Origin of the sequence: Glutamicibacter sp. 2E12, from assembly GCF_050030965.1 — a bacterium.
GTDB lineage: Bacteria > Actinomycetota > Actinomycetes > Actinomycetales > Micrococcaceae > Glutamicibacter.
On sequence record NZ_CP188297.1, the window covers coordinates 3804216 to 3826169 of the forward strand.

General features: G+C 56.1%; 18 protein-coding genes and 2 tRNA genes. 4 read left to right on the top strand and 16 right to left on the bottom strand.

What is annotated here, in order from left to right:
• Positions 1 to 36: 36 nt before the first annotated feature.
• Both ACP3TE_RS18040 and ACP3TE_RS18045 read left to right on the top strand, forming a co-directional pair.
• Positions 37 to 1248, top strand: coding sequence for an aminotransferase class I/II-fold pyridoxal phosphate-dependent enzyme (locus ACP3TE_RS18040; RefSeq protein WP_426734629.1), 1212 nt, complete (start codon positions 37 to 39; stop codon positions 1246 to 1248).
• Entirely contained in the window at positions 1245 to 2027 is a 783-nt protein-coding gene (locus ACP3TE_RS18045) for a spermidine synthase (protein WP_426734631.1), read from the top strand. Before ACP3TE_RS18040 ends, ACP3TE_RS18045 begins: the two co-directional genes overlap by 4 nt.
• Here the strand turns inward: ACP3TE_RS18045 and rsmD are convergent.
• Genes rsmD through ACP3TE_RS18065 form a run of 4 tightly spaced genes read right to left on the bottom strand, consistent with a single transcriptional unit; the run spans position 2004 to position 6825 of the window.
• Positions 2004 to 2588: a 16S rRNA (guanine(966)-N(2))-methyltransferase RsmD gene (rsmD, locus tag ACP3TE_RS18050; protein WP_426734633.1), complete on the bottom strand. Its 585-nt coding sequence runs from the start codon at positions 2586 to 2588 to the stop codon at positions 2004 to 2006. The two genes, ACP3TE_RS18045 and rsmD, sit on opposite strands and share 24 nt — an antisense overlap.
• Before the next feature lie 19 nt (positions 2589 to 2607).
• The gene (locus ACP3TE_RS18055; RefSeq protein ID WP_426734635.1) at positions 2608 to 4794 is read right to left on the bottom strand and encodes an ATP-dependent DNA helicase RecG; all 2187 of its coding nucleotides are present in this window, start codon (positions 4792 to 4794) and stop codon (positions 2608 to 2610) included.
• Positions 4787 to 5755: a DAK2 domain-containing protein gene (locus ACP3TE_RS18060; protein ID WP_105659158.1), complete on the bottom strand. Its 969-nt coding sequence runs from the start codon at positions 5753 to 5755 to the stop codon at positions 4787 to 4789. The genes ACP3TE_RS18055 and ACP3TE_RS18060 overlap by 8 nt, the downstream gene beginning before the upstream one ends.
• Before the next feature lie 23 nt (positions 5756 to 5778).
• Positions 5779 to 6825, bottom strand: coding sequence for an LCP family protein (locus ACP3TE_RS18065; RefSeq protein ID WP_426734638.1), 1047 nt, complete (start codon positions 6823 to 6825; stop codon positions 5779 to 5781).
• Positions 6826 to 6966: 141 nt separating this feature from the next.
• On the opposite strand from ACP3TE_RS18065, the gene ACP3TE_RS18070 reads away from it, so the two are divergent.
• Entirely contained in the window at positions 6967 to 7416 is a 450-nt protein-coding gene (locus ACP3TE_RS18070; protein ID WP_400289345.1) for a DUF3515 domain-containing protein, read from the top strand.
• Positions 7417 to 7493: 77 nt separating this feature from the next.
• Here ACP3TE_RS18070 and ACP3TE_RS18075 read toward each other — a convergent pair whose 3' ends face one another.
• The 6 genes from ACP3TE_RS18075 to leuC form a co-directional block, all read right to left on the bottom strand.
• Positions 7494 to 8606, bottom strand: coding sequence for a D-alanine--D-alanine ligase family protein (locus ACP3TE_RS18075; RefSeq protein ID WP_426734640.1), 1113 nt, complete (start codon positions 8604 to 8606; stop codon positions 7494 to 7496).
• Positions 8606 to 9640 carry an NAD(P)H-dependent glycerol-3-phosphate dehydrogenase gene (locus tag ACP3TE_RS18080; protein WP_426734642.1) on the bottom strand — a complete coding sequence of 345 codons (1035 nt, stop codon included), beginning with the start codon at positions 9638 to 9640 and terminating at the stop codon, positions 8606 to 8608. The genes ACP3TE_RS18075 and ACP3TE_RS18080 overlap by 1 nt, the downstream gene beginning before the upstream one ends.
• A gap of 33 nt (positions 9641 to 9673) precedes the next feature.
• The gene (locus ACP3TE_RS18085; RefSeq protein WP_426736253.1) at positions 9674 to 10357 is read right to left on the bottom strand and encodes a lysophospholipid acyltransferase family protein; all 684 of its coding nucleotides are present in this window, start codon (positions 10355 to 10357) and stop codon (positions 9674 to 9676) included.
• A gap of 95 nt (positions 10358 to 10452) precedes the next feature.
• Positions 10453 to 11772, bottom strand: coding sequence for a UDP-N-acetylglucosamine 1-carboxyvinyltransferase (gene murA / locus ACP3TE_RS18090; protein ID WP_332503888.1), 1320 nt, complete (start codon positions 11770 to 11772; stop codon positions 10453 to 10455).
• A 257-nt stretch (positions 11773 to 12029) separates the two neighbouring features.
• Positions 12030 to 12635: a 3-isopropylmalate dehydratase small subunit gene (leuD, locus tag ACP3TE_RS18095; protein ID WP_426734644.1), complete on the bottom strand. Its 606-nt coding sequence runs from the start codon at positions 12633 to 12635 to the stop codon at positions 12030 to 12032.
• A gap of 14 nt (positions 12636 to 12649) precedes the next feature.
• Entirely contained in the window at positions 12650 to 14089 is a 1440-nt protein-coding gene (gene leuC, locus ACP3TE_RS18100; RefSeq protein WP_426736255.1) for a 3-isopropylmalate dehydratase large subunit, read from the bottom strand.
• Positions 14090 to 14211: 122 nt separating this feature from the next.
• On the opposite strand from leuC, the gene ACP3TE_RS18105 reads away from it, so the two are divergent.
• Positions 14212 to 14937, top strand: coding sequence for an IclR family transcriptional regulator (locus ACP3TE_RS18105; protein WP_105659150.1), 726 nt, complete (start codon positions 14212 to 14214; stop codon positions 14935 to 14937).
• A 27-nt stretch (positions 14938 to 14964) separates the two neighbouring features.
• On the opposite strand, the gene thiL is transcribed toward ACP3TE_RS18105, so the two are convergent.
• The 6 genes from thiL to gltX form a co-directional block, all read right to left on the bottom strand.
• Positions 14965 to 15981 (bottom strand): thiamine-phosphate kinase, encoded by a 1017-nt coding sequence (thiL, locus tag ACP3TE_RS18110; protein ID WP_426734646.1) that lies wholly within the window; start codon positions 15979 to 15981, stop codon positions 14965 to 14967.
• A 6-nt stretch (positions 15982 to 15987) separates the two neighbouring features.
• Positions 15988 to 17631: a GTPase gene (locus ACP3TE_RS18115; protein ID WP_426734648.1), complete on the bottom strand. Its 1644-nt coding sequence runs from the start codon at positions 17629 to 17631 to the stop codon at positions 15988 to 15990.
• Positions 17631 to 19397 (bottom strand): dynamin family protein, encoded by a 1767-nt coding sequence (locus tag ACP3TE_RS18120; protein WP_426734650.1) that lies wholly within the window; start codon positions 19395 to 19397, stop codon positions 17631 to 17633. The genes ACP3TE_RS18115 and ACP3TE_RS18120 overlap by 1 nt, the downstream gene beginning before the upstream one ends.
• Positions 19398 to 19496: 99 nt before the next feature.
• Positions 19497 to 19572, bottom strand: a tRNA-Glu gene (locus tag ACP3TE_RS18125).
• Positions 19573 to 19620: 48 nt separating this feature from the next.
• A tRNA-Gln gene (locus ACP3TE_RS18130) sits at positions 19621 to 19692 on the bottom strand.
• Positions 19693 to 20385: 693 nt separating this feature from the next.
• Positions 20386 to 21891 carry a glutamate--tRNA ligase gene (gene gltX / locus ACP3TE_RS18135; protein ID WP_426734652.1) on the bottom strand — a complete coding sequence of 502 codons (1506 nt, stop codon included), beginning with the start codon at positions 21889 to 21891 and terminating at the stop codon, positions 20386 to 20388.
• Between the last annotated feature and the right edge of the window lie 63 nt (positions 21892 to 21954).

Genomic DNA, 21954 nt, shown 5'->3' on the forward strand with positions numbered 1-21954 from the left:
TGCCCTTGTTCCTATGTACAGGACGATAATGGACTCATGAGCATTGAATTCACTCCATGGCAGCGAACCGCATATGGTGCCAACCTCCTAGATTCCACAGGCCAGCCTGGAGTGACGGTCTTTGAAGAAATCACCGCATTAGCGAATCATCACAAGGCCATCAATCTAGGCCAGGGGTTCCCTGATTCCGAGGGTCCACCAGAAATCAAGCAAATTGCCATGGACGCAATACAAGATGGCGCTAACCAATATGCACCAGGTTCAGGGACGCTGAACCTCCGCGAAGCTATCGCTGCGCATCAGGAGCGGTTCTATTCGCTGAAGCTTGACCCACAGACTGAGGTCGTCGTTTCCACTGGCGCAACTGAAGCCATCGCTGCTTCCCTGCTGGCTTTCCTGGAACCTGGCGATGAAGTTGTGACCTTTGAGCCTTATTACGATTCCTATGCAGCCATGATTGGGTTGACCAACGCTGTGCATAAGGTCGTTCAGCTCAAGGCTCCGAATTTCGAACCAGATTTGGATGACCTTCGACGTGCGGTCACTGACCAGACGCGGGTAATCCTTGTGAACAATCCCCATAATCCTACTGGCACCGTATTAGATGCATCGGTGCTCCAAGAAATCATTGCCCTGGCACATCAGCACAACTGCATCATCATCTCCGATGAAGTCTATGAACATCTGACTTTCGGTGTGCGACATGTTCCTATCGCGAGCCTGCCCGGTGGATCAGAACGGACCATCACCATTTCTTCAGCGGGCAAGTCTTTCTCCTTTACCGGCTGGAAAGTAGGCTGGGCAACCGGTCCTCGCCAGCTGATTACTGCTGTCCGAACAGTGAAACAGTTCCTGACCTACTCCTCGGGCCCAGCTTTCCAACCGGCAGTAGCGCAAGCCCTGCAACTTCCAGACGCCTTTTTCGAGCGCTTCGCTGCCGATCTCGGACAGTCGGGAGAAATTCTCGCATCAGGCCTGGAAACAGCTGGCATCCCAGTGATTCGCCCAAAGGGGACCTACTTCTTGGTTGCTGATGTACGTGGCTTTGAATTGAATGATGCTGCTGAAGTAGCACGAATGATGCCCGAGCGCCTCGGAGTTGCAGCGATACCGATGTCGGCCTTTGTCCATCCCGAAAACCGAAATGATTACCAGGGTCTGCTGCGCTTCGCCTTCTGCAAAAAGCATGACGTGATTTCCGATGCGGTTCAGCGATTGCAGCGCCTGCCAGAGGTGTTCTCCAATTGACACGAAAGCCGGCTAAACGGTGGCTTGGTTTCGTCCAGGAACACGCCACGATTTACGACGATGACTTGGTCCCCGGGTCAAAAATACTCGCCATCGGCGACGCACCCCAGTCGCATGTCAATCTTTCGCATCCGGAAGAAGTCTTCTACGAATATCTCGCGCGCATTGCCAATCATCTGAAGGTCCTGCACCCAGAAGAGCGTCCAATGAAGATGCTGCATCTCGGCGCAGGCGCCTTGACCCTGGCTCGCTGGGCGAGTGTGGTTTATCCCTCGAGTACTCACGTAGCTGTAGACATTGAGCGGGAACTTCTTGATTTCGTTCTCACGCATCTGCCTTTGCCTCAAGGCTGCGACCTGTCTCCAATTGTTGCCGATGCAAGGAGCGTGCTTGCTGAACAACTGGTCGGTGAAAAGTTTGACGTCATCGTACTGGATATCTTCTCTGGGCCGGACGCACCTGAACACCTCACCACCGACGGCTACTATGCAGAACTCAAGAATTCGTTGGCCAATGACGGATTGCTGTTCGTGAACATTGGCGATGACCCTCCCTTGGATTTCACCTGTTCTCAAATTGAGGCAGCAGGTTCCAGCTTTGAATTCGTGATGCTGAGTTCAAGTCCGGAAATGTTTACCAAGCGCTTCCCCGGAAACTTGATACTGACAGCGTCCCGCCAACGAGTCCGGGACGATCAAATACTCCAATGCCAGGCAGCGGGACCATATCCTTCAGAGGTTCGCCATTCGATGGATCTAGATGGGTTCTGCAAACCATAGGTGCGTTTCGCCGTATTTCTTGTCGGCGAACTTCTCCATGGCACTAGGCCATGTTGGTTCTGGTGAACGACCGGAACGCTCGACGATCACGGTGGCATCTTCAGCTAGGATTCGGGATATCTTCTCGAGTGTGACAGCTAGTTCTTCTTCAGTCAGCGGGTAAGGAGGATCCAGCAAGACAACGTCAAAAGTCTTGCTGGGCACTCCAGAAACCGCGTTGTAATAACCATCAAGGACGCTATCAACGCTCCCGCGCTGAACCGACACTGTATCGGTCTTCAATACCTTATTCACCAGTGCCGCATTCTGCTGGCAAACAGAGACCGCTTTGGGCGCCTTTTCTACAAGAACAACCTGCCGCGCACCGCGACTGGCTGTCTCGACTCCTAGCGACCCTGATCCTGCAAAGAGATCCAGTACTCGTGCACCGGAGAGGATGTCCCAGCTTTCCAAACGGGAGAAAAGAGCCTCTTTGACCCGGTCCGTTGTAGGGCGTGTTGCATCACCAGGTACGGACTTCAGTGGACGCCCGCCAGCGGCTCCAGCGATTATTCGGCTCATTGCCTAGATCTACCTTCAATCAGTTCTTATTCAAATATTCTTTGGTGGATTCATCAAGCCAATTCCCGGCAGCCACCAGGAGTCCGGGGTGTTGACGTCCCCAGTTGCCATCGGCAAGGAGGAGACCCGCGTCGGTTCTAGCCCGCTCAATAAGCGAGCGATCCTTGATGATGCTCAGTTCCCGCAACGACGATCGGCTACCCGATTGCTGAACGCCGAGGATGTTTCCTTCTTTGCGTTCCGCCAAGTCTGCTTCGGCTAGCTCAAAGCCATCGATTGTTGACTCGATCGTCTTCAAACGTCCAACCGACGGATGGTCCGCGTCCAACCATGTGGTCATGAGGCACGTCCCGGGAAATCCGCCACGGCCTACGCGGCCACGCAGCTGGTGGAGCTGCGAGATGCCAAAGCGCTCAGCATCCATGATCACCATCAACGTCGCATTATGAACGTCAACACCGACTTCAATGACAGTCGTGGAAATCAGCACGTCAATTTCGCCACGTGCAAAGGAATCCATGGTTTCCTGCTTGTCTGCTGCATCCAGTTGCGAGTGCAACGCTTCGGTACGTATCCCAGCAAATTCAGGCATACCACCCAGCAACTCCTGCATGGCTTCGACGCTCATGGTTTGTCCGGCAGAATCTTCATAGGTCGCTAGGAGAACGCCTTGTTCCGCTGTCGTGTCCGAAATTCTTGGACACACCACATAGACTTGGTGGCCCTTCCCCACTTCCTCAATGATCCTTGAGAACAACCTGTCGCGGAAACCGGTCAGCTGCATGGGCACAATATGCGTTTGGATCGGTGCGCGCCCAGCGGGCAGGCGCTTGATTGTCGACGTGTCCAAATCGCCGAACACGGTCATAGCTACGGTTCTCGGGATCGGCGTAGCGGTCATGACCAGGGTATGCGGGACTGAGCCGGCCGCCTTTGCCCGCAAGGCATCGCGCTGTTCAACGCCAAAACGATGTTGCTCATCCACGACGACTAGGCCAAGTTCAGCAAATTGCACCTGATCGCCCAGCAGGGCATGCGTCCCAATCACCAGTCCTGATTCACCGCTGGCAATACCTAATAGAGCTTCACGACGCTGTGCAGTTTTTGCCGAACCTGTCAGGAGCGCGACTCCAGTTCCTTCGCCTTGGCCGAACAATCCGGGTTCTGCGAGGTTGCCAAGCATCTTCTTGATAGACGCATAGTGCTGGGCGGCCAGGACTTCTGTCGGCGCTAGGAGCGCCGCCTGTCCTCCGGCATCGATCACCTGCAAGATGGCGCGTAGCGCGACAATGGTCTTGCCGGAGCCTACCTCTCCCTGCAGCAATCGATGCATCGGATGTGGCTGTGCCAGATCGGCAGAGATTTGTTCTCCGACGAGGAGCTGGTCTTCGGTCAGGGTAAACGGCAGGATGGCATCAAATTTATCGGCCAGTCGTCCTGTCACCTGTGGACGCGCGATAGCTTTCTGCGCTCCCAGCTGGCGACCGCGTTCCCCTAATGCCAGCTGCAGCATGAAGGCTTCTTCAAAGGCAAAGCGCTGTCGAGCCACGTAAGCCTGCTTGATTTCTTTGGGAAAATGTCGATCCAAGAACGCTTGATGGCGTACTGGGTAATGATGGGTGCGTAGCAGGTCTGCTGGAAGAAATTCAGGAAGATTCTGATCTGTGAATTCTTCCATCAACAACGCCATCAAATCCCTGATGCGCTTATTCGGCATCTTCGCCGAAGCCGGATAGATCGGGATAGGGCGCGGATCCGCCTGTGATGCCTCATCCAGGATCGCGTAGTCGGGCTGGCTCAGCTGCAGGTGGTCCTGGTACCAGCCAACCTTGCCGCTGAACATTGCAATAGTTCCAATATCCAGGTCGGTTCGGGCTTGATAACCATTGAAGAAGGTCATCTTCAGCTCTTGGCCGCCTGCACTGAGCTCATCACTAACGGTCACTTCAAAAATGAAACCGCGACGCGAGTGCATCTGCCGCTGGCTAACGTTGACCACCTGGGCTACAACAGTGACGTGCTCGTCAAAGGGAAGCTCTGAAATTGGGGTAAGTTCGCCTACTTCGACATAGCGCCGCGGAAAATGCCAGAGGAACTCCCCCACTGTGCTGTAGCCGAATGCCTTTTCCAGCGCGGTGGCGTTCTTATTTCCGAGGAATGTTGAGAGTTCTGCATTCTCAAACGTGGTCAGCGTTGTTTCAGCCATCGTGGGTGCACAGGTCGGTGACGCTGATATTCACTGGGTCACCGTATTTCTTGATCAGGTCCAAGGCTTTTTCAGACTCCGGAACATGCACATGTACGCGCCAACGGTAGGTGTCTTCTTCAAGCTGGTTTACCGGGGACATGATCACGGAATTGCCCATGGCATCTAGCTGACCGCGCAGAGTAGCAGCGCCTAATGCGTCCAGAGAAACAGTGCACATGACTTCGACGCCGGTCTCAGTGTCATTGTTCAGATGAACATGCGGATCCTGGACCTGATAGCCATGGAATTTCTCGTAGGACTCAAAATCAGTGGCGTCGCTTCGAATAGCAGCGCAAAGTTCATCGATGATGATCAGCATGCCCACCGCGCCCGCATCTACTACACCGGCTTCAACGAGGGACGGGAGCTCTGTTTCAGTTCCCTTCACTGCCAATCGAGCCGCTTGGCTCATCTGGGTCAATACCGTGTCCAACGCTGCACGGCTTTCTAAATCGCACTTCAAGTGAGCAAGGGTTGAGCCTGCGGCCAACGCGATGGCGTTGATCACGGAGAGCATGGTGCCTTCAACTGGTTCACTCAGTGCTGACCAGGAGCGCACCTTGGCACGTTCAAGCCCAAGGGCTAGCAGCGGCGCGGTAAGCCGCTCGTAACCGACCCACGGTTCACTCAGGCCGCTGAGGAATACAGCCAACAGGGTTCCAGAGTTGCCGCGCGCCGATTCCATTGACGCGCGCGCGGCAACTTCTAAGAAGCCACCGATGTCGTCGCTTTCCAGTTTACTCACTGCATCGTGACCTGCCCGTGCAGTCAGATACAGGTTACTGCCCGTATCTCCGTCTGCTACCGGGAAAACGTTGATGGCATTGAGCCGGTCAGAATGGTTCCCGAGACTCTTGACACTCCGTGCGAGCCATTCTCTGATGGCACGCACCGAGGTATCGAGTTTTTGGGGAGTCATGGAAAGTCGGTCCTTCAGTGGAGTTATCGTGACAGGTCAGTAGTTTCTACGAACTCTGCCATCTTGTCTTCTTGCAGTGCCTTGCCAAACTTCTCAATCACTTCCATATCCGGAATGACAATTGACTGTCCGTCGGCCGAACGTCCCGGGCCCTTGTTAGGAAGGGTGAAGAATTCCATATCGTTCGAACGCAGGTTCAGCATGGAGGAAGCGTAAGAGGCAACCTTGCCAGAATCCAGAGTTTCATCTACTGCAATGAACGGTGCAATTTGAGAAACAACTTCAGAGACCTTACCCGGGTTGGTCAGGGTTTCCTTGGACATCAACTGACCAAGCAAAGCCTTGACGAAAAGCTGCTGGTTCTTGACGCGCTCGTAGTCGCTGCCTGGGAAGGACTTGCGTTCACGGACAAATGCCAGTGCCTGTTCACCGTCCAGGGTTTGAACACCCTCTGGGAAGTACATGCCATTAACAATCGACTGCTTGAAGCCGCGCGGGTTGTTGACGGTAACTCCGCCTACTGCATCGGTTAGACCCTTGAATCCTTCGAAATCGACGGACGCGACGTGGTTAATGCGAACGCCAAAGAGCCCCTCAAGGGTTTCGACTGCTTTGGGCACTCCACCGCTGGCAAAAGCGCGGTTGATCTTGGCAGTGCCTACGCCCGGAATATCAAGCCAGGTGTCGCGCATGACGGAGGTGACAAACACATTCTCGCGGTCTGCAGGAATATGAACCAGCATCATGGTGTCTGAGCGGCCACCGTTAGGCAGGGTACCAAAGTCTTCGCTGTCCTCATCCGCATCACGAGTTGCGCGAGTATCGCTTCCGAGCAGCAGGATGTTGACGGCGTCCTTGGACTCGTCATTGACTTCAGGACGAGTTTCTTCGGCAGGGAAGGCATCCGTAATGGTCTGGCTTTCAGAGTCGAAAGTTCTGCCAAGGTTCCAAAGGTAACCGGCGGCAACAAGCGCCGCGACCATGACGAGGGCAAGCACGCTTAAGACGATGGCTCGCCCGGTGCGCTTTTTCTTTTTGCGCGGTCGCGCTGGGTGCTCTTCAAAGGACATTTGCTACCTTTCACAGTTTCAACTCTGTACATCCTATCTTTCAGAGTGCCGATGTAGTCTTATAACGTGTCTAAAATCAGCTTGAAAGCCCGACTGTCACCAAAACTTAACCGAAAACTTGCTCAAACTTCGGCATTGGTGATGAGCGGTACTTTATTACTACCAGTACTTGCAGGCTGCGCGTCAGTTGCTTCCGTGGACGCTGCCCCGGACGCAGCTAACCCGCTTTGTGCGGAAATGATGGTTGTCCTGCCCGAAGCCATCGATGATGCCGAGCGCCGTTCAACGACCTCGCAGGCAACCTCGGCCTGGGGCGACCCTTCAAAAGTTGTCTTGCGCTGCGGTGTCGAAGTTCCAGGACCCACTACTGACCCTTGCGTATCCGTTAATGACGTCGACTGGGTAGCGAATGAGGATGAAGAATCAGGTATCTGGACCTTGACTACTTACGGCCGGACGCCGGCGACCGAAGTCGTCTTGGATCCTAACGTCATCCCGTCAAGTACCGTACTGGCCACGCTGTCGGATGCAGCCCAGAAGATCCCGGCTTCCAAAAAGTGCGTCAGCGTTGACAAGTCAGTGAACTTGTAAGCGGATCGCCTACAAGCAAAGCGTGAGGGTGTGTTGATTCTTCAACACACCCTCAGGCTTTAACGGCTATTCCCGGATTAGCGCAAACCGATGTTCCGGTCGGTAGCCAGCCCAATCAGCTCATCAATAAGTTCACGGTACTCAATTCCCGTTTTGGCCCACATTTGCGGGTACATGCTTGACGGCGTGAAGCCGGGCATGGTGTTGATTTCATTGATGATCCACTCCCCTTCGGGAGTGTAGAAGAAATCAACTCGAGATAGGCCTTCTGCATCAATAGCGTCGAAGGCCTTCACTGCAAGTTCGCGGATCTCGCGAGTGGCTTCTTCGCTCAGATCTGCTGGGCAGCTGAGCTCGGCGGCGGCGCCATCAACATATTTCGCTTCAAAATCATAGAAAGTGTGCTCATTATCTGCCACCGCGATTTCGCCTGGCAATGAGGCACGCGAAGGTTCGCAGCCGCGGCCTTCAAGAACACCGCATTCGATTTCACGGCCGACAATCCCCTGCTCGATGATCACCTTGGGATCTTCAACACGGGCAATCTCAATAGCGGCACGAAGCCCCGAAGGCTCGTCTACCTTGGTGATGCCTACCGAGGATCCTGCACGTGCCGGCTTGACGAACAACGGGTACTGCAGGTCTTCGCAACGCTTCATGGCAGCTTCGCTGTTTCGCAGCCACTGCTTGTTGGTGATGACTTCGTACGGGCCTACTTTGAAGCCTGCCCCTTCGAAGACTACCTTCATGAAATGCTTGTCCATGCCCATCGCACTGGCTGCGATACCGGAGCCAACGTAGGAAACGCCAGCCATTTCCAGCATGCCCTGGATTGATCCATCCTCGCCGAACGGACCGTGAAGCAACGGGAAGACCACGTCGATCTCGCCCAGATCTGCCACCGTGGAGTCCGAGTAGGACAGCAATGATGTCTTCTGCGCGTCGGTGGAAAGATGCACCGGATGATCAACCGAGGAAATTTCTGGCAGCTTGCCAGTATTCAGTGCCCAGCCTTCTGGATCCTCTTCCAGCAAGGTCCAACCGCCGTCGCGGGTGATGCCCACCGGAACAATTTCGAAACGCTCGCGGTCGATGGCGTGCATGACGCCGGCCGCAGTAACGCAGGAAACGGAGTGCTCTGAGGAACGGCCACCGAAGAGCAAGAGGACGCGGAGCTTGCGTTCAGTCATTAGTGACGTTCTCCTTCAGATTTCAATTCACGCGACAACAGGCGTGCAGCCATATTTTCAACGCTCAAGGTTCCCTCCAGGACCATGACCACCGCTTCGGTGATTGGCATTTCCACGTGATGGGCCTGGGACAGGTCGAATACGGCACGTGCTGATTTGATGCCTTCCGCAGTCTGCGACATGCGGTCATTGACCTCTTCCAAGAAGAGCCCCTGGCCAAGCAGGCGTCCTGCAGTGTTGTTGCGGGAGAGCGAGGAAGAACAGGTAGCCACAAGGTCGCCTAGGCCAGAAAGACCTGCCAAGGTATCCAAACGGCCGCCCAGGGCGAGGACCAAGCGAGTGGTTTCAGCCAAGCCGCGCGTGATGACAGTGGACTTGGTATTATCGCCCATTCCCATGCCATCGCACATGCCAACGGCAAGGGCGATGATGTTCTTGACGATTCCGCCAAGCTCAACACCCAAGACATCGTCATTAGTGTAAGGACGGAAGTATGCAGCAGAGCACAGTTCAGCAATCCACTGCGCAATATCAGAATCGGTGCAGGCCACGACCGAAGCCGTTGGCTGCTCGCGTGCGATTTCCATTGCCAGGTTTGGTCCGGACAGCACAGCGATCTGCTCTGCAGGCAACCCGGTGACTTCGGCGATGACCTGGCTCATGCGCAGATCGGTCCCGCGTTCAAGACCCTTCATCAGTGAAAGCAAGACCGCACCGGGTTCAAAGAATTCTTTGAACTTCGCCAATTCCTCGCGCAACGACTGAGCTGGAATCGCCAAGACGACAAGGTCAGCGTCGTTGAGAACGGTCTTCGGATCCGATGATGCCGTGATGTTGGCCGGAAGCTTGGTTTCGCGCAGGTAGCGTGAATTGGTGTGGCGTTCATTGATTTCAGTGGCGGCGTCTTCGCGACGGGCCCAAATCTGAACGTCGATGCCCTTGTCTGCAACGGAATCAGCAAGCACCTTGGCGAAGGTTGTCCCCCAGCTGCCAGCGCCCATGACGGCGATTTTGCGTGGTAGCGGCTTAGTCAATGTCAGTCCTCTGGAAGGTGTTGATCAAGGTAATTAGTTATCCGGGGTATCGAAATTGCGTCCAGTCTTCGACTGGCCATGCTTGCTGGGATCCCAACGCGCAGCTGGTGCTTCTTCTTGGCGCAGTTCTGCGGTCAGTGCGGTGATCGCGTCCATGATGCGATCGGTGGCTTCTTGCAGCACTGCCCGAGTCCGCGGGCCACCACGCAAGTCATCAAGATCCACTGGCTGGCCAACTGACACCGTGACGTGCTTTCGCGGGAACGGATACATTTTCTTGGAATAGCGCGGCAGCAGTTCCTGGTCGCCCCAGTGAGCCATCGGTACCACTGGTGCGCCAGTCTGCAGGGCCAAACGTGCGGCACCGGTTCGTCCTACCATTGGCCACAGAGCAGGGTCGCGGGTCAGCGTCCCTTCCGGGTAAATGACTATGACCCCGCCGGCGTCCAAGACTTTTCGGGCCGCGGCCAGCGATTCGCCAGCATTGGATGCGCTGCGTGACACAGGAACCTGTCCGGTCTCGCGCAGCATCCATCCGAGCACTGGGATCTTGAACAAGGATTCCTTGGCCAGCCAGCGTGGCAGCCGGCCATTGCTGTAAATAGCATGGCCGACAACCAACGGATCAATCTCGGTCAGGTGATTGGGGCAGAGGATGTACCCGCCCGGAGGGAGGGTTTCGAAGCCCTTCCACGTTTTGCCCATCAAACCGTTCATGGCAGAACGGACAATGCCCGCCAATAGCGAGAAAACCCGTTTAGTCTTAGCAGATTCGCCAGCGGCCAGAATCTTTACCACGAATCGGATCCCCTTTAGTTGCTCAGCTCGACATTTGCGCCCAGGGCCTGCAGCTTCTCCATGAAGTGCTCGTAGCCTCGGTTGATGATCTCAATGCCGGTGACCTTGCTGGTGCCTTCGGCAGCCAGAGCAGCGATCAAATGGGAGAAACCGCCACGAAGATCAGGAACATCGATGTCGGCACCGGTCAGCTTCGCTGGGCCTACGACAACAGCAGAATGCTTGAAGTTGCGCTGTCCGAAGCGGCAAGGGGTGGACCCGAGGCAGTCGGTGTGAACCTGGACGGTGGAACCCATGCGAACCAGCGCATCGGTGAATCCGAAGCGGTTCTCATACACAGTCTCGTGAATGACCGATACGCCCTTGGCCTGGGTCAGGGCCACTACCAGCGGCTGTTGCCAGTCAGTCATGAAGCCCGGGTGGACGTCGGTTTCCAGGATCAGTGGATTAAGGTCTCCACCTGGGTGATAGAAACGAATGCCGTCGGACTTGACGTCGAATTCACCACCGATTTGGCGGTAGACGTGCAGGAAAGCGGTCAAATCACGCTGGGTCGCGTCCTGGACGAAAATATCGCCCTTAGTGACCAGCGCGGCAGAGGCCCATGATGCAGCTTCGTTGCGATCAGGCAACGCAGAGTGGTCGAAGCCCGTAAGCTTCTCGACACCCTGGATGCGGATCACGCGGTCGCGGTGCACGGAGATGATGGCGCCCATCTTCTGCAGCAGCGAGATCAGGTCAAGGATTTCTGGCTCAATGGCCGCGTTGCTGACTTCGGTGACACCCTTGGCTCGAACGGCCGACAGCAGGACCTGTTCGGTGGTGCCAACACTTGGGTATTGCAGTTCAACCTTGGCGCCGGTCAGCCCATTAGGGGCCGAGATGCGGATGCCATCGGCTGCCTTGTCAACGATCGCTCCAAAGTCGCGCAGCACTTCCAGATGGAAGTCAATCGGACGGTCGCCGATGCGGCAGCCACCCAGATCCGGGATGAACGCTTCGCCCAGGGCGTGGATCAATGGTCCGCAGAAAAGAATAGGGATACGCGAGTCACCGGCATGGGCATCGATCGCCTGGTTCGAGGCGGTCTTGACCTGGGTAGGGTCCATGGTGAGATCGCCGGTTTCAGGGTCCTGGTCAACCTTGACACCGTGGATTTCAAGAAGGCTGCGCACGACAGCTACATCTTTGATCTCCGGTACGTTGCGCAATACCGAAGGGGTATCGCCAAGCAGGGCCGCGACCATGGCTTTTGGCACTAGGTTCTTTGCTCCGCCGACTCGTACGGTGCCCTTGAGCGGGACACCACCATGGATCGTCAGGATCTTACCCATGTATGAATTACCTCATCGCGTAGTCGTTATCGCCCGCCGAAGCTTCTAGGCTTTCGAACTGGCAGGACTAAGTAAGCATACCGCCTCTGTACCTGCCAGTATGCCCAGATCATCTCGTGGCGCACACATTGTGAGCATGCTTTCAGACAGACCTATTATGCTCTGCCGAAATTCATTCCATCAGGAATGCAATAATCCGCTCACCCCTAACAACGTCAGGGATGAGCGGACCATTCCAATTACTTTGAACTCGTTGCTTAGCCTGCGGTTCGTGCCGGCAAAGTCTGCGGCTTATGCGCTGGACGCTTGGCTTCGTATGCGGTGATATCTTCCTCATGCTGCAAGGTCAGGCCGATATCGTCCAGGCCTTCCATCAAGCGCCAGCGGGTGTAGTCGTCAATCTGGAACGGTGCCGAGATGGAACCGCACTGGACCGTACGCGATTCCAGGTCAACGGTGACCGTGGTGCCTGGATTGTTCTCCAGTTCCTTCCAGATCAATTCGATGTCGCTCTGGGTCACTTCAGCAGCAACCAGTCCCTGTTTGCCCGAGTTGCCACGGAAAATATCGGCAAAACGAGCGGAGATCACAGCCTTGAATCCGTAGTCCTTCAACGCCCAGACAGCGTGCTCGCGCGAAGAACCGGTGCCGAAGTCGGGACCTGCCACCAGCACGGAGCCGGTATTGAAAGGTTCCTGGTTCAAGATGAAGTTCTCATCCCGTCGCCAACCCGCGAACAACGCATCCTCGAACCCGGTGCGGGTGATGCGCTTGAGGTAAACGGCAGGAATAATCTGGTCCGTGTCCACATTGCTCTGGCGCAGTGGAACACCAATACCGGTGTGGCTGACAATCTTTTCCATGACGGTGATCCTTCCTAGACCGAAGCCGGTGCGTTGACGAGGTCGCTAGGCGACGAGAGGGTTCCACGGATTGCGGTAGCCGCGGCCACCAGTGGCGACACCAGGTGGGTACGTCCGCCCTTGCCCTGGCGTCCTTCGAAGTTGCGGTTGGAGGTGGACGCGCAGCGCTCCCCCTCGGCCAACTGATCCGGGTTCATGCCCAGGCACATGGAGCAACCTGCAAAACGCCATTCGGCACCGAAATCCTTGAAAATCTGATCCAGGCCTTCAGCTTCGGCTTCCAGCCGAACACGCGCCGAGCCGGGTACCACGATCATGCGGACATCAGGATCCTTTTCCTTGCCCTTGATGACCTGGGCAGCTGCACGCAGGTCCTCCATGCGGGAGTTGGTGCATGACCCCAGGAAGACGGTATCCACGCGGATGTTCTTCAGCGGAGTGCCGCCGGTCAGACCCATGTAGTTCAAAGCACGCTCGCAGGCCTTGCGATCATTCTCGTCTTCGAAGTCTTCCGGAGAAGGCACATTCTCAGACAGCGAGACACCCTGGCCGGGATTGGTACCCCAGGTGACAAATGGTTCAAGTTCATCTGCATTCAAGAAGACTTCATCGTCGAAGCGCGCGCCTTCATCGGTGTGCAGCTGCTTCCAGTCCTCGACGGCGGTGTCCCAGTCTTCGCCTGCCGGTGCGTGCGGGCGCCCCTTGACGTATTCGAAGGTGGTCTCGTCCGGGGCAATCATGCCGGCACGGGCGCCAGCCTCGATGGACATGTTGCAGATGGTCATGCGGGCATCCATGGACAGCGAACGAATCGCAGAACCACGGTACTCCAGCACGTACCCCTGGCCGCCACCGGTACCGATCTTGGCGATGACCGCCAAGATGATGTCCTTGGAGGTAACACCTGGCTTCAAGGTGCCTTCGACGTTAATCGCCATGGTCTTGAACGGCTTCAAGCTCAGCGACTGGGTGGCCATGACATGCTCGACTTCCGAGGTGCCGATGCCCAAAGCCAGAGCGCCAAAGGCGCCATGGGTCGAGGTATGCGAATCACCGCAGACAACAGTCATGCCCGGCTGGGTCAGACCCAGCTGCGGACCTACCACGTGAACGATGCCCTGTTCCTTGTCGCCCAAGGAGTGCAGGCGAACACCGAATTCATTGCAGTTATCCCGCAGGGTGTGGATCTGGGTGCGGCTGGTCAGGTCGGCAATGGGCTTGTCAATATCCAGCGTTGGGGTGTTGTGGTCTTCGGTCGCAATCGTCAGGTCCGGACGACGCAGCGGACGGCCAGCCAGGCGCAGGCCCTCGAAGGCCTGCGGCGAGGTCACCTCGTGCAGCAGGTGGAGATCAATGTAGATCAAATCCGGCTGGCGGGCTTCACCTTCGCCTTCTCCTCGGCGCACAACATGTGCATTCCAGACTTTTTCTGCCAATGTCTGGGGCGACTGCATGGCGGACATGCGACACACTCCTCAAGCTACGAACATTTGATACTCCAACTTTGACACTTCATAGATCGACTTTTCCAGTATGCGGACTTGAATCTCAAATACTGAGACGTGATACTGGAACCATGACAACAGGCAGCGGCGTAGGCGTACTGGACAAGGCAGCAGCCATTCTCAACGCATTGGAGAATGGTCCCACTTCACTGTCCCAGCTGGTAGAACTCACCGAAATCTCGCGTCCTACGGTGCACCGTATTGCCCAATCGCTGGTTCACCATGGATTGGTGGGACGCGACATGCACGGCCGCTTTGAGTTGGGGAACCGTCTGGTGGAACTCGCCAGCGCCGCTGGCGAAGACCGATTGGTCAGCGCCGCGGGCCCCGTGCTCATCAAGCTTCGCGACCTCACCGGTGAAAGCACGCAGATTTTCCGCAAGCAGGGCGATTATCGTGTGTGCATCGCCAGTGCTGAGCGTCCAATCGGCCTGCGTGACACCATCCCTGTTGGAACCCAGCTGTCCATGAAAGCCGGCTCGGCAGCCCAGATTCTGCTCGCCTGGGAAGACAATGAACGCATGGTCGATGGATTGCATCACGCGCGCTTCACGCCGACAATTCTGGCTGGCGTCCGTCGGCGTGGCTGGGCCCAGTCGCTGGGAGAACGCGAGCCAGGTGTTGCTTCCGTATCAGCACCAGTTCGCGGGCAGTCCGGACGAGTCATTGCGGCCCTGTCCTTATCTGGCCCGATTGAACGACTCACGCGCCAGCCAGGGAAGATTCACCACGAAGCCGTGACTAGTGCCGCCCACGAGCTTTCTGAACTGCTGCGCATCCAGAATGACCGCGCGTAGCCAGCTCATGAAGCACGTTCGGAGCAGCTAGCCGAAGTGGTCAAAGCCTGTCTCGGGCTTTGCTACCTTGCCATCAAGTTTCACTACTGCGCGGCGGCCATTAGCCGGCTTGGCAGAACCAATTACGGTGAATTCCTCTGGGATTTCAATTCCCTCTGGGAAGGCAGCAAGGAGTCCAAAATCTTCGCCGCCGTACAATACCCACGAGATTGGATCGGTGCCGGTCAGTTCTGAGGCGGCTTCCAGGCGAACAGCATAATCCTGCAATGCGGAAGACTCTAACTCTAGATTCACATGGCTGGCTTTGGCCAAGCGTCCAGCGTCACGGATCAGCCCATCTGATATGTCCATCATGGCTGTAGCACCAGCTTCCGCGGCACGCGGGCCGGATTCCAACGGTGGCACGGGACGGCACTGCGCCTGGACCAGCCGGCGCACTGCCCGGCTCCAGCCTTGTTCGTTGCGATCATGCTCAAGGACGGAAAGCCCTGCCCCAGCTGCACCGACACGTCCTGCCACGGCAATGCGGTCTCCAACTTGGACTCCGCTCCTCAGGACCTTGCCATGCTCGCATTCGCCCAGAACGGTAGTGGTGACGGAAATTTCTTGGGACTTCCCGAGGTCTCCCCCGAGAATAGTTAGTTCCTGTGCGCCAAGTCCCTGAATAGCCTCGGCTATGCCGCGGCTGAAGTCCCTGACCCATTCCACGGAAGTGTCTTTCGGCAGGGACAAAGAAATCACGGCGCCAGTTGCGTGACCGCCCATCGCATTAATGTCCGAAACATTTTGTGCAATGGATTTCCACCCGATGTCATAGGCTCTGTGCTCTAGCCCGCTGGGCCAGATCAACCGAAAATCTTGATTCTCAACCAGGGTATCCACGGAGACGAGAACTTCCGTTCCGCGCACGCGCAGCGCGCCTGCGTCATCGCCGGGCCCGAGACTTGCTTGTTCAGAATCAAGCAGCGGCAACATCGCGTCCAGGATGCCTTGTTCCCCAAGGTCACCTACCGTTGCATCAACGTTTGGTTGGTTTGTAGTCACAGAGTTCTAATCGGCTTTCTTGGCAGCTGAGGTAATCAATGCTGAATAACTATTGAAGGTGTCCAAATGCTGGTCAACAGGATCAATCACGGCCTGCCTGACCAAGTGGGATACCGAGCGCTCAATGTTCTTCAACGCTTTCCTACGCTTAACTTTAGCGACTATTCGGTTGACAAACGAGCAAGCCAGGCCAAGGACAATACCCAGCAGTATTCCTATGAAAACCAGCAGCGTCGGGAAGGCGATTCCTTCGACCCGGGGAGCCGGAGGCAGGTCGAATTGGAAGTATCCAGCCACCGGATAGCCCGCGAGCCACAAGGCTCCGCCCAGGGCCGCAACAAGTGCCACCCATTGGATGACTTTGACTACCGGCCACCACCACGATGACCGTTCAACACCTAGCGGCGTGCCTGCTATAGCCGCATCGATGCCGTCATCTAGTACCTCCGTATTCGCGTGCACCTTTTCACGCAGTGGCTCTTTCCAGCTTTCCGGAAGATCATTGGAAGCCTCGGAAACATACTGGTCGATGCCATGTTCGATAGCCGCAGCCTCCGCGACAGAAAGCACTGGACGCGAAGTCAATGACAATTCCGGGTCTTCATGCCGGCGCCCGAGATTCATCCGCTTCAGCGGATCGTTGCGCAGCTTCACCAGCCACGTGGTCAAAGGCCATCCTGTTCGCGAAGCACCCCGAAGCAGGTAGGAGGTCTCCACTGCGTCAGCAATGTACTGGGCGCCGTGCGCTTTTGCGATCACACGCTCCAGCTCCGCTTGGTGCAGCTGGCTAGGCAGGCGCACCTTCTCCACCTGGAGTTCCTCACTGAGGCGGTGGATGACTTGATCAACATCTGCGCGGAGTCGACGTGTGGAAAGTGCCTTGTTTTTCGCCGCGGCCGCAATCTTGGCCTGCACATCTGCGACGCCTTCACCCGTGGCAGCAGAAGCGCAAACGATGGGAAGGTTCTCCAAGCCGGACGTTGCCAAGATGCCGCGCAAGGAATCGACGACTTGCTTGCGTTCTTGTTCTGCAATCTTGTCGATCTGGTTCAGGACGATCAGCAGGTTCCCCTGCTGGCTGCGCAAGGAATTGAGATATCCATGGTGAATTGAGGCATCGGCGTATTTCTGCGGATCAAGTACCCATACCAAATAATCCACCTGGCCCACCAAGCGAGCAGCAATCTTGTGGTGGTCCACTGCCGTGGAATCCATGTCGGGTAGGTCCAACAGCAAGAGACCGGAGTCGAACTTCCTTTTCTTTCCAGGTTGTGCCCGGCTGTCCTGACCGCCCATGACGTGACGAGTAGTCACTTCCAGCCAGTCCAGTAGTTCGCTTGATCCTTCTGGTTCCCAGATTGCAGCGACAGTATCAGTAGTAGTCGGGCGGATGACACCCGTGGCGGCCAGCTGCTCTCCTACCAAAGCGTTGAACATTGTTGATTTTCCGCTGCCGGTGGCACCGAAAAGTCCTACAACCACATGTTCGGATGAAAGCTGGCGCCGAGATTCAGCACGCGTGATAACGTCCGCGGCTAGATCGATGGTTTCTGGCTCCAAGTATGGTTCTGCAAGCTGCATCGCTTCCACGATGCTGTTGATTTGCGAGTTGAGACCGCTGACTGCTCTGAGAATCTTGCGTTCGGACATTAATGAGCCCCTTTGCTGCTCAAGGCTGAGGTAATCTTGCCCAATCGATCGGCAAGCTCCGGCTGTGATTTTGCAGCTAGCTCGTCCAGATAGATCGACGAGGTCATATCCAGTAGATCCCGTGCCCGAGTGTCAAGCATCTTGCGGGCTTTGGTGGCCATGCGACGTACCGCATCCTCGCCAAAAATTGCTTCCAGCAGTTTCTGCCCTACCAATGCGGAGCCGCCAGCAATACCGATTTCCAGACCGGTGAGGCCCGCTGTTGACGCAAAGACCACGACCATCAGGATGACCGCCACCCCATTGACTCCAAATGCAGCCATGCGGGCGGTCTTGCGCTTCCCGGCGCCCTCCTGGCGAATCATGTCCAAGACATCTTTTTGCCAAAGCCGGATACTTTCCGAAGCTTGCTCATTGAGATCCTGTGGCGGGCGCGGCGATTGCAGATTAGAGCGTAGCGCTTGGCCAAATGGCGTGTTCTTCCACGACCTGTCAACGTCGTGGCAGGCCTTGGTTGCCTCGGCAATGAAGACCATGTGCAAGCCTGATTCGATGGCTTGTTCAACACGATGGGTCGCTGGCGGTTTTCCAGTCAGGAATGCGCCAACACGATCCCTCATCCGTCCAATGGCGCCTTCGATTCCGCGCAGCAGCTCGCCCGCACCTACGAAGTCCTGCCACCGGGCCAGGATTTCGCCACGCAGCAATGAGCCGTCATTGAGCGAATCGTTAATTCTGGCCAATGATTGCTCAAAGCGCTCATTGGTAAGGGCGCGCAATTCACCGAGCTGTTTTTCCTGCTCCTGTAGTTCAGCGATTAGCTCACTGACATCTGCGGTGGTGCGCCGCAACGCGCCATCAAGTGTTTGGGCCGCAATCTGCTGCCGTTTAGCGGAATCTGCTGCCAGTGAGTTCAGCCATGCAAGCAAGGGTTCCACGTGCTCACTTGGAATCAATTTCTGGTCATCCAGTTGCGTCTCGTTCAGGACATGCAGCAACGACGGATCCAGGTCCTTCTCGCTTAACAGGCGTTTCAAATCCGGAACAATATCGCCTTCGGCTCCCGGTGGCACCCTGTTCAAGACGACGCAGACGGTAATTTTCCGTGCGCCGGCTTCGGTGAGCATATCCCAAGGAAGAGCATCGGCGTATCTATTGGCTGTGGTGACAAAAATCCACAGATCTGCTGCGTTCAGAAGCTGGCCCGCCAATTCCCTGTTCTCGTCGGAAACCGAGTCGATATCCGGGGCATCGAGGATGGCCAATCCGCGTGGAACCTGCTCACGAGGCGTCATCAACAGCGCATGGCTACTGGCTGCTCCGGCATGTGCATTGAAGCCACGGCCGGCTACGCGTTTAAGTTCGGGAAGAATCCGTTCAGATTCAAAGAAGGACTGGTCAACAGGGTTGAAAGCCAAGACCGGAGTCCGTGTGGTCGGACGCACAGCGCCGGAGAGACTGACGGGTTCCCCCAGGAGGGAATTGACTAGAGTCGATTTGCCCGAGCCCGTGGAGCCACCGACGACCACCAGCAGCGGTGCGCCGAGATTCGAGACTCGTGGAATCAGGTAGTCCGAGATTTGATGCAATGCCTTGTTGCGCAGTTCTTCGAATGCAGAGGCTTCTCGTGGCTGGCCATTTACAAAGGAAAGCTCTTCGAGCAGCTCCTGGAGCTCACTCAAACGCGCGGCGGAATCACTGCCAATTTCGGTTTGCGAGGCAGTTTCCTGCCCTGAGCTCTTAGCCAGATCTGAATTCGACTCCATGAGAACTATCTTGCCTCATGCCAACAAGGAAACCCGCGAGCCTGATGCAGATTTTGTCCGGGAAACGCAAAAACCGCGGAATTCTCCGCGGTTTTACTGTGGTGACCCCAACGGGATTCGAACCCGTGTTGCCGCCGTGAGAGGGCGGAGTACTAGGCCGCTATACGATGGGGCCGTATGCTGAAGATAAATCTTCAGCTCACCAAATCTCTTTGGTGAAGCGCTGGGATACCAGGACTCGAACCTAGAATGACGGAACCAGAAACCGTTGTGTTGCCAATTACACCATATCCCACTGTGACTTGGCCTTTCCGGAATCCAGCTGAGCGTCATTCCGGCCACTGCCGTAGCACGAGATAAAACTATACCGGCCTAATGTTCAGTACACAAATCGAGTCCCGCGACCGGTATCCCACGCAGAATCCGCGGAAAATCAGCAAAGAACAGTTGCCAGTCATCCCAAATCCTCCACTAGCCAGCCAGGGAAATTCTTGTGAAGTGAAGCACGGTCCTGGAAAGCTAACTGGAGTCCCCCATCAACGGCACTTGGATAGCCACCAACAGGGTCATCCCCTATGCAAAGCGCTTGTGCCGGCAGACCCTCTAATTCAGCGTACCGGCCAAGGAACGGGGCAAAAATGGGGTTTAGGAGCACCGGTGATATCGTAACCAGCGATCCAAGGCGTATAAGCTTATCCGCTGGGCGCGGTTAATCCTGCCAAACTGTACGCACGCAGCAACCGCACTGCTCGCTTTTCCACAAACGTGAGCTTGCCTGCGATGCACCTCTCCCGGGCTTAATCACCCTCAACCGCAAAAGCAGCCGCCATTCCGGCTCCGACATGGACGAGAAACCGCGGATTTCGGACGTTTGCAAATCTACGAGCGCGTCATCAAAATCAAAGCGAACGCCTCGGACAGGACCAGTCACAGGACTGGAACCATCCGAGGCGCTCAAAGTGCTTTTCAGCGGGCTTTCTGCGAATAGCTAGCGGGACTCACCAAATGCGCGCAAACGCTTGAGGCTCGACTCGCGTCCAAGAATTTCCATGGACTCGAAGAGCGGTGGAGATACGCGCTTTCCGGAGATAGCAACGCGGGCTGGTCCGAATGCCTGACGAGGCTTCAGTTCCAGTTCGTCCACAAGCTTCGTGCGCAGTGCTGCCTGGATGGTTTCGGCATTCCATTCGGTAAGAGTTTCGAGGCCCTGGACAGTAGCATCGACAACTTCAACCAGGTTTGCCGGCATTCCCTTGAGTGCTTTCTCGTCGATGACAATTTCGTCATCAGACTTGAAGAGGAATTCAAGCATGTCAGTCGCTTCACCCAACAGGGCAATACGTTCCTGTACCAGTGGCGCAGCCTGGTCCAAGATGTCGTTTTCACGTTCAGTCAACTCTTCGCCCACCAGACCAGCGGCCTTCAGGTAAGGAACCAAACGATTACGGAAATCCTGCGCTTCGAGCATGCGCACGTGGGTTCCGTTGATTGCTTCTGCCTTCTTCACATCGAAGCGGGCAGGATTGGACAGTACGTCCGTTACATCAAAGGCTTCTACCAGCTGTTCACGCGAGAAGATATCTTCATCAGCACTCAGCGACCAGCCAAGCAGCGCGAGATAGTTCAGCAGTCCTTCCGGGATGAAACCATTGTCGCGGTGCAGGAATACACTGGATTCTGGATCACGCTTGGATAGCTTCTTGTTGCCCTGTCCCATAACGTATGGCAGGTGGCCAAAGCGCGGCATGTACTGGGCAACGCCGATATCGTGCAGCAACGCATACAAGACGACCTGGCGTGGAGTCGAGGACAACAGATCTTCGCCACGAAGTACGTGGGTAATGCCCATCAGCGCATCATCGATTGGGTTGACCAAGGTATACAGCGGCTTGCCGTTGGCGCGCACCACCACGTAGTCGGGAACGGATCCAGCCTTGAAGGTGATCTCGCCACGTACCAAGTCGTTGAAGGTGATGTCGTGATCCGGCATGCGAACACGCAATACCGGTTCACGGCCTTCGGCCTTGAACGCAGCTTTCTGCTCGTCGGTCAGCTCGCGGTCGAAGTTGTCGTAGCCCAGCTTCGGATCACGGCCGGCTGCCTTGTGGCGTGCTTCAACTTCTTCTGGGGTCGAGTAGGACTCGTAAAGATGGCCTGCAGCACGAAGCTTGGCAATGACGTCCTCGTAGATGTCACCACGCTGCGACTGGCGGTATGGCTCATGCGGACCGCCCGCGTTGACGCCCTCGTCCCAATCGATACCCAACCATGCCAGAGCATCCAAAAGCTGGTTGTAGCTTTCTTCGGAGTCACGCTTGGCATCGGTGTCTTCGATGCGGAAGACCATCTTGCCGCCGGTGTGACGCGCGTAGGCCCAGTTGAAAAGGGCAGTACGGATCAAACCTACGTGAGGGGTACCAGTTGGGGATGGGCAAAAACGAACGCGTACCGGGGTATCTTCGGTAACAACGGGAATCAACGAAAGATCAGTCATGATGTTTTCATTCTATGCCTTCTGCAAAGAAACTTGCAGTTAAAGCGCGAGGCTCCCGATCAC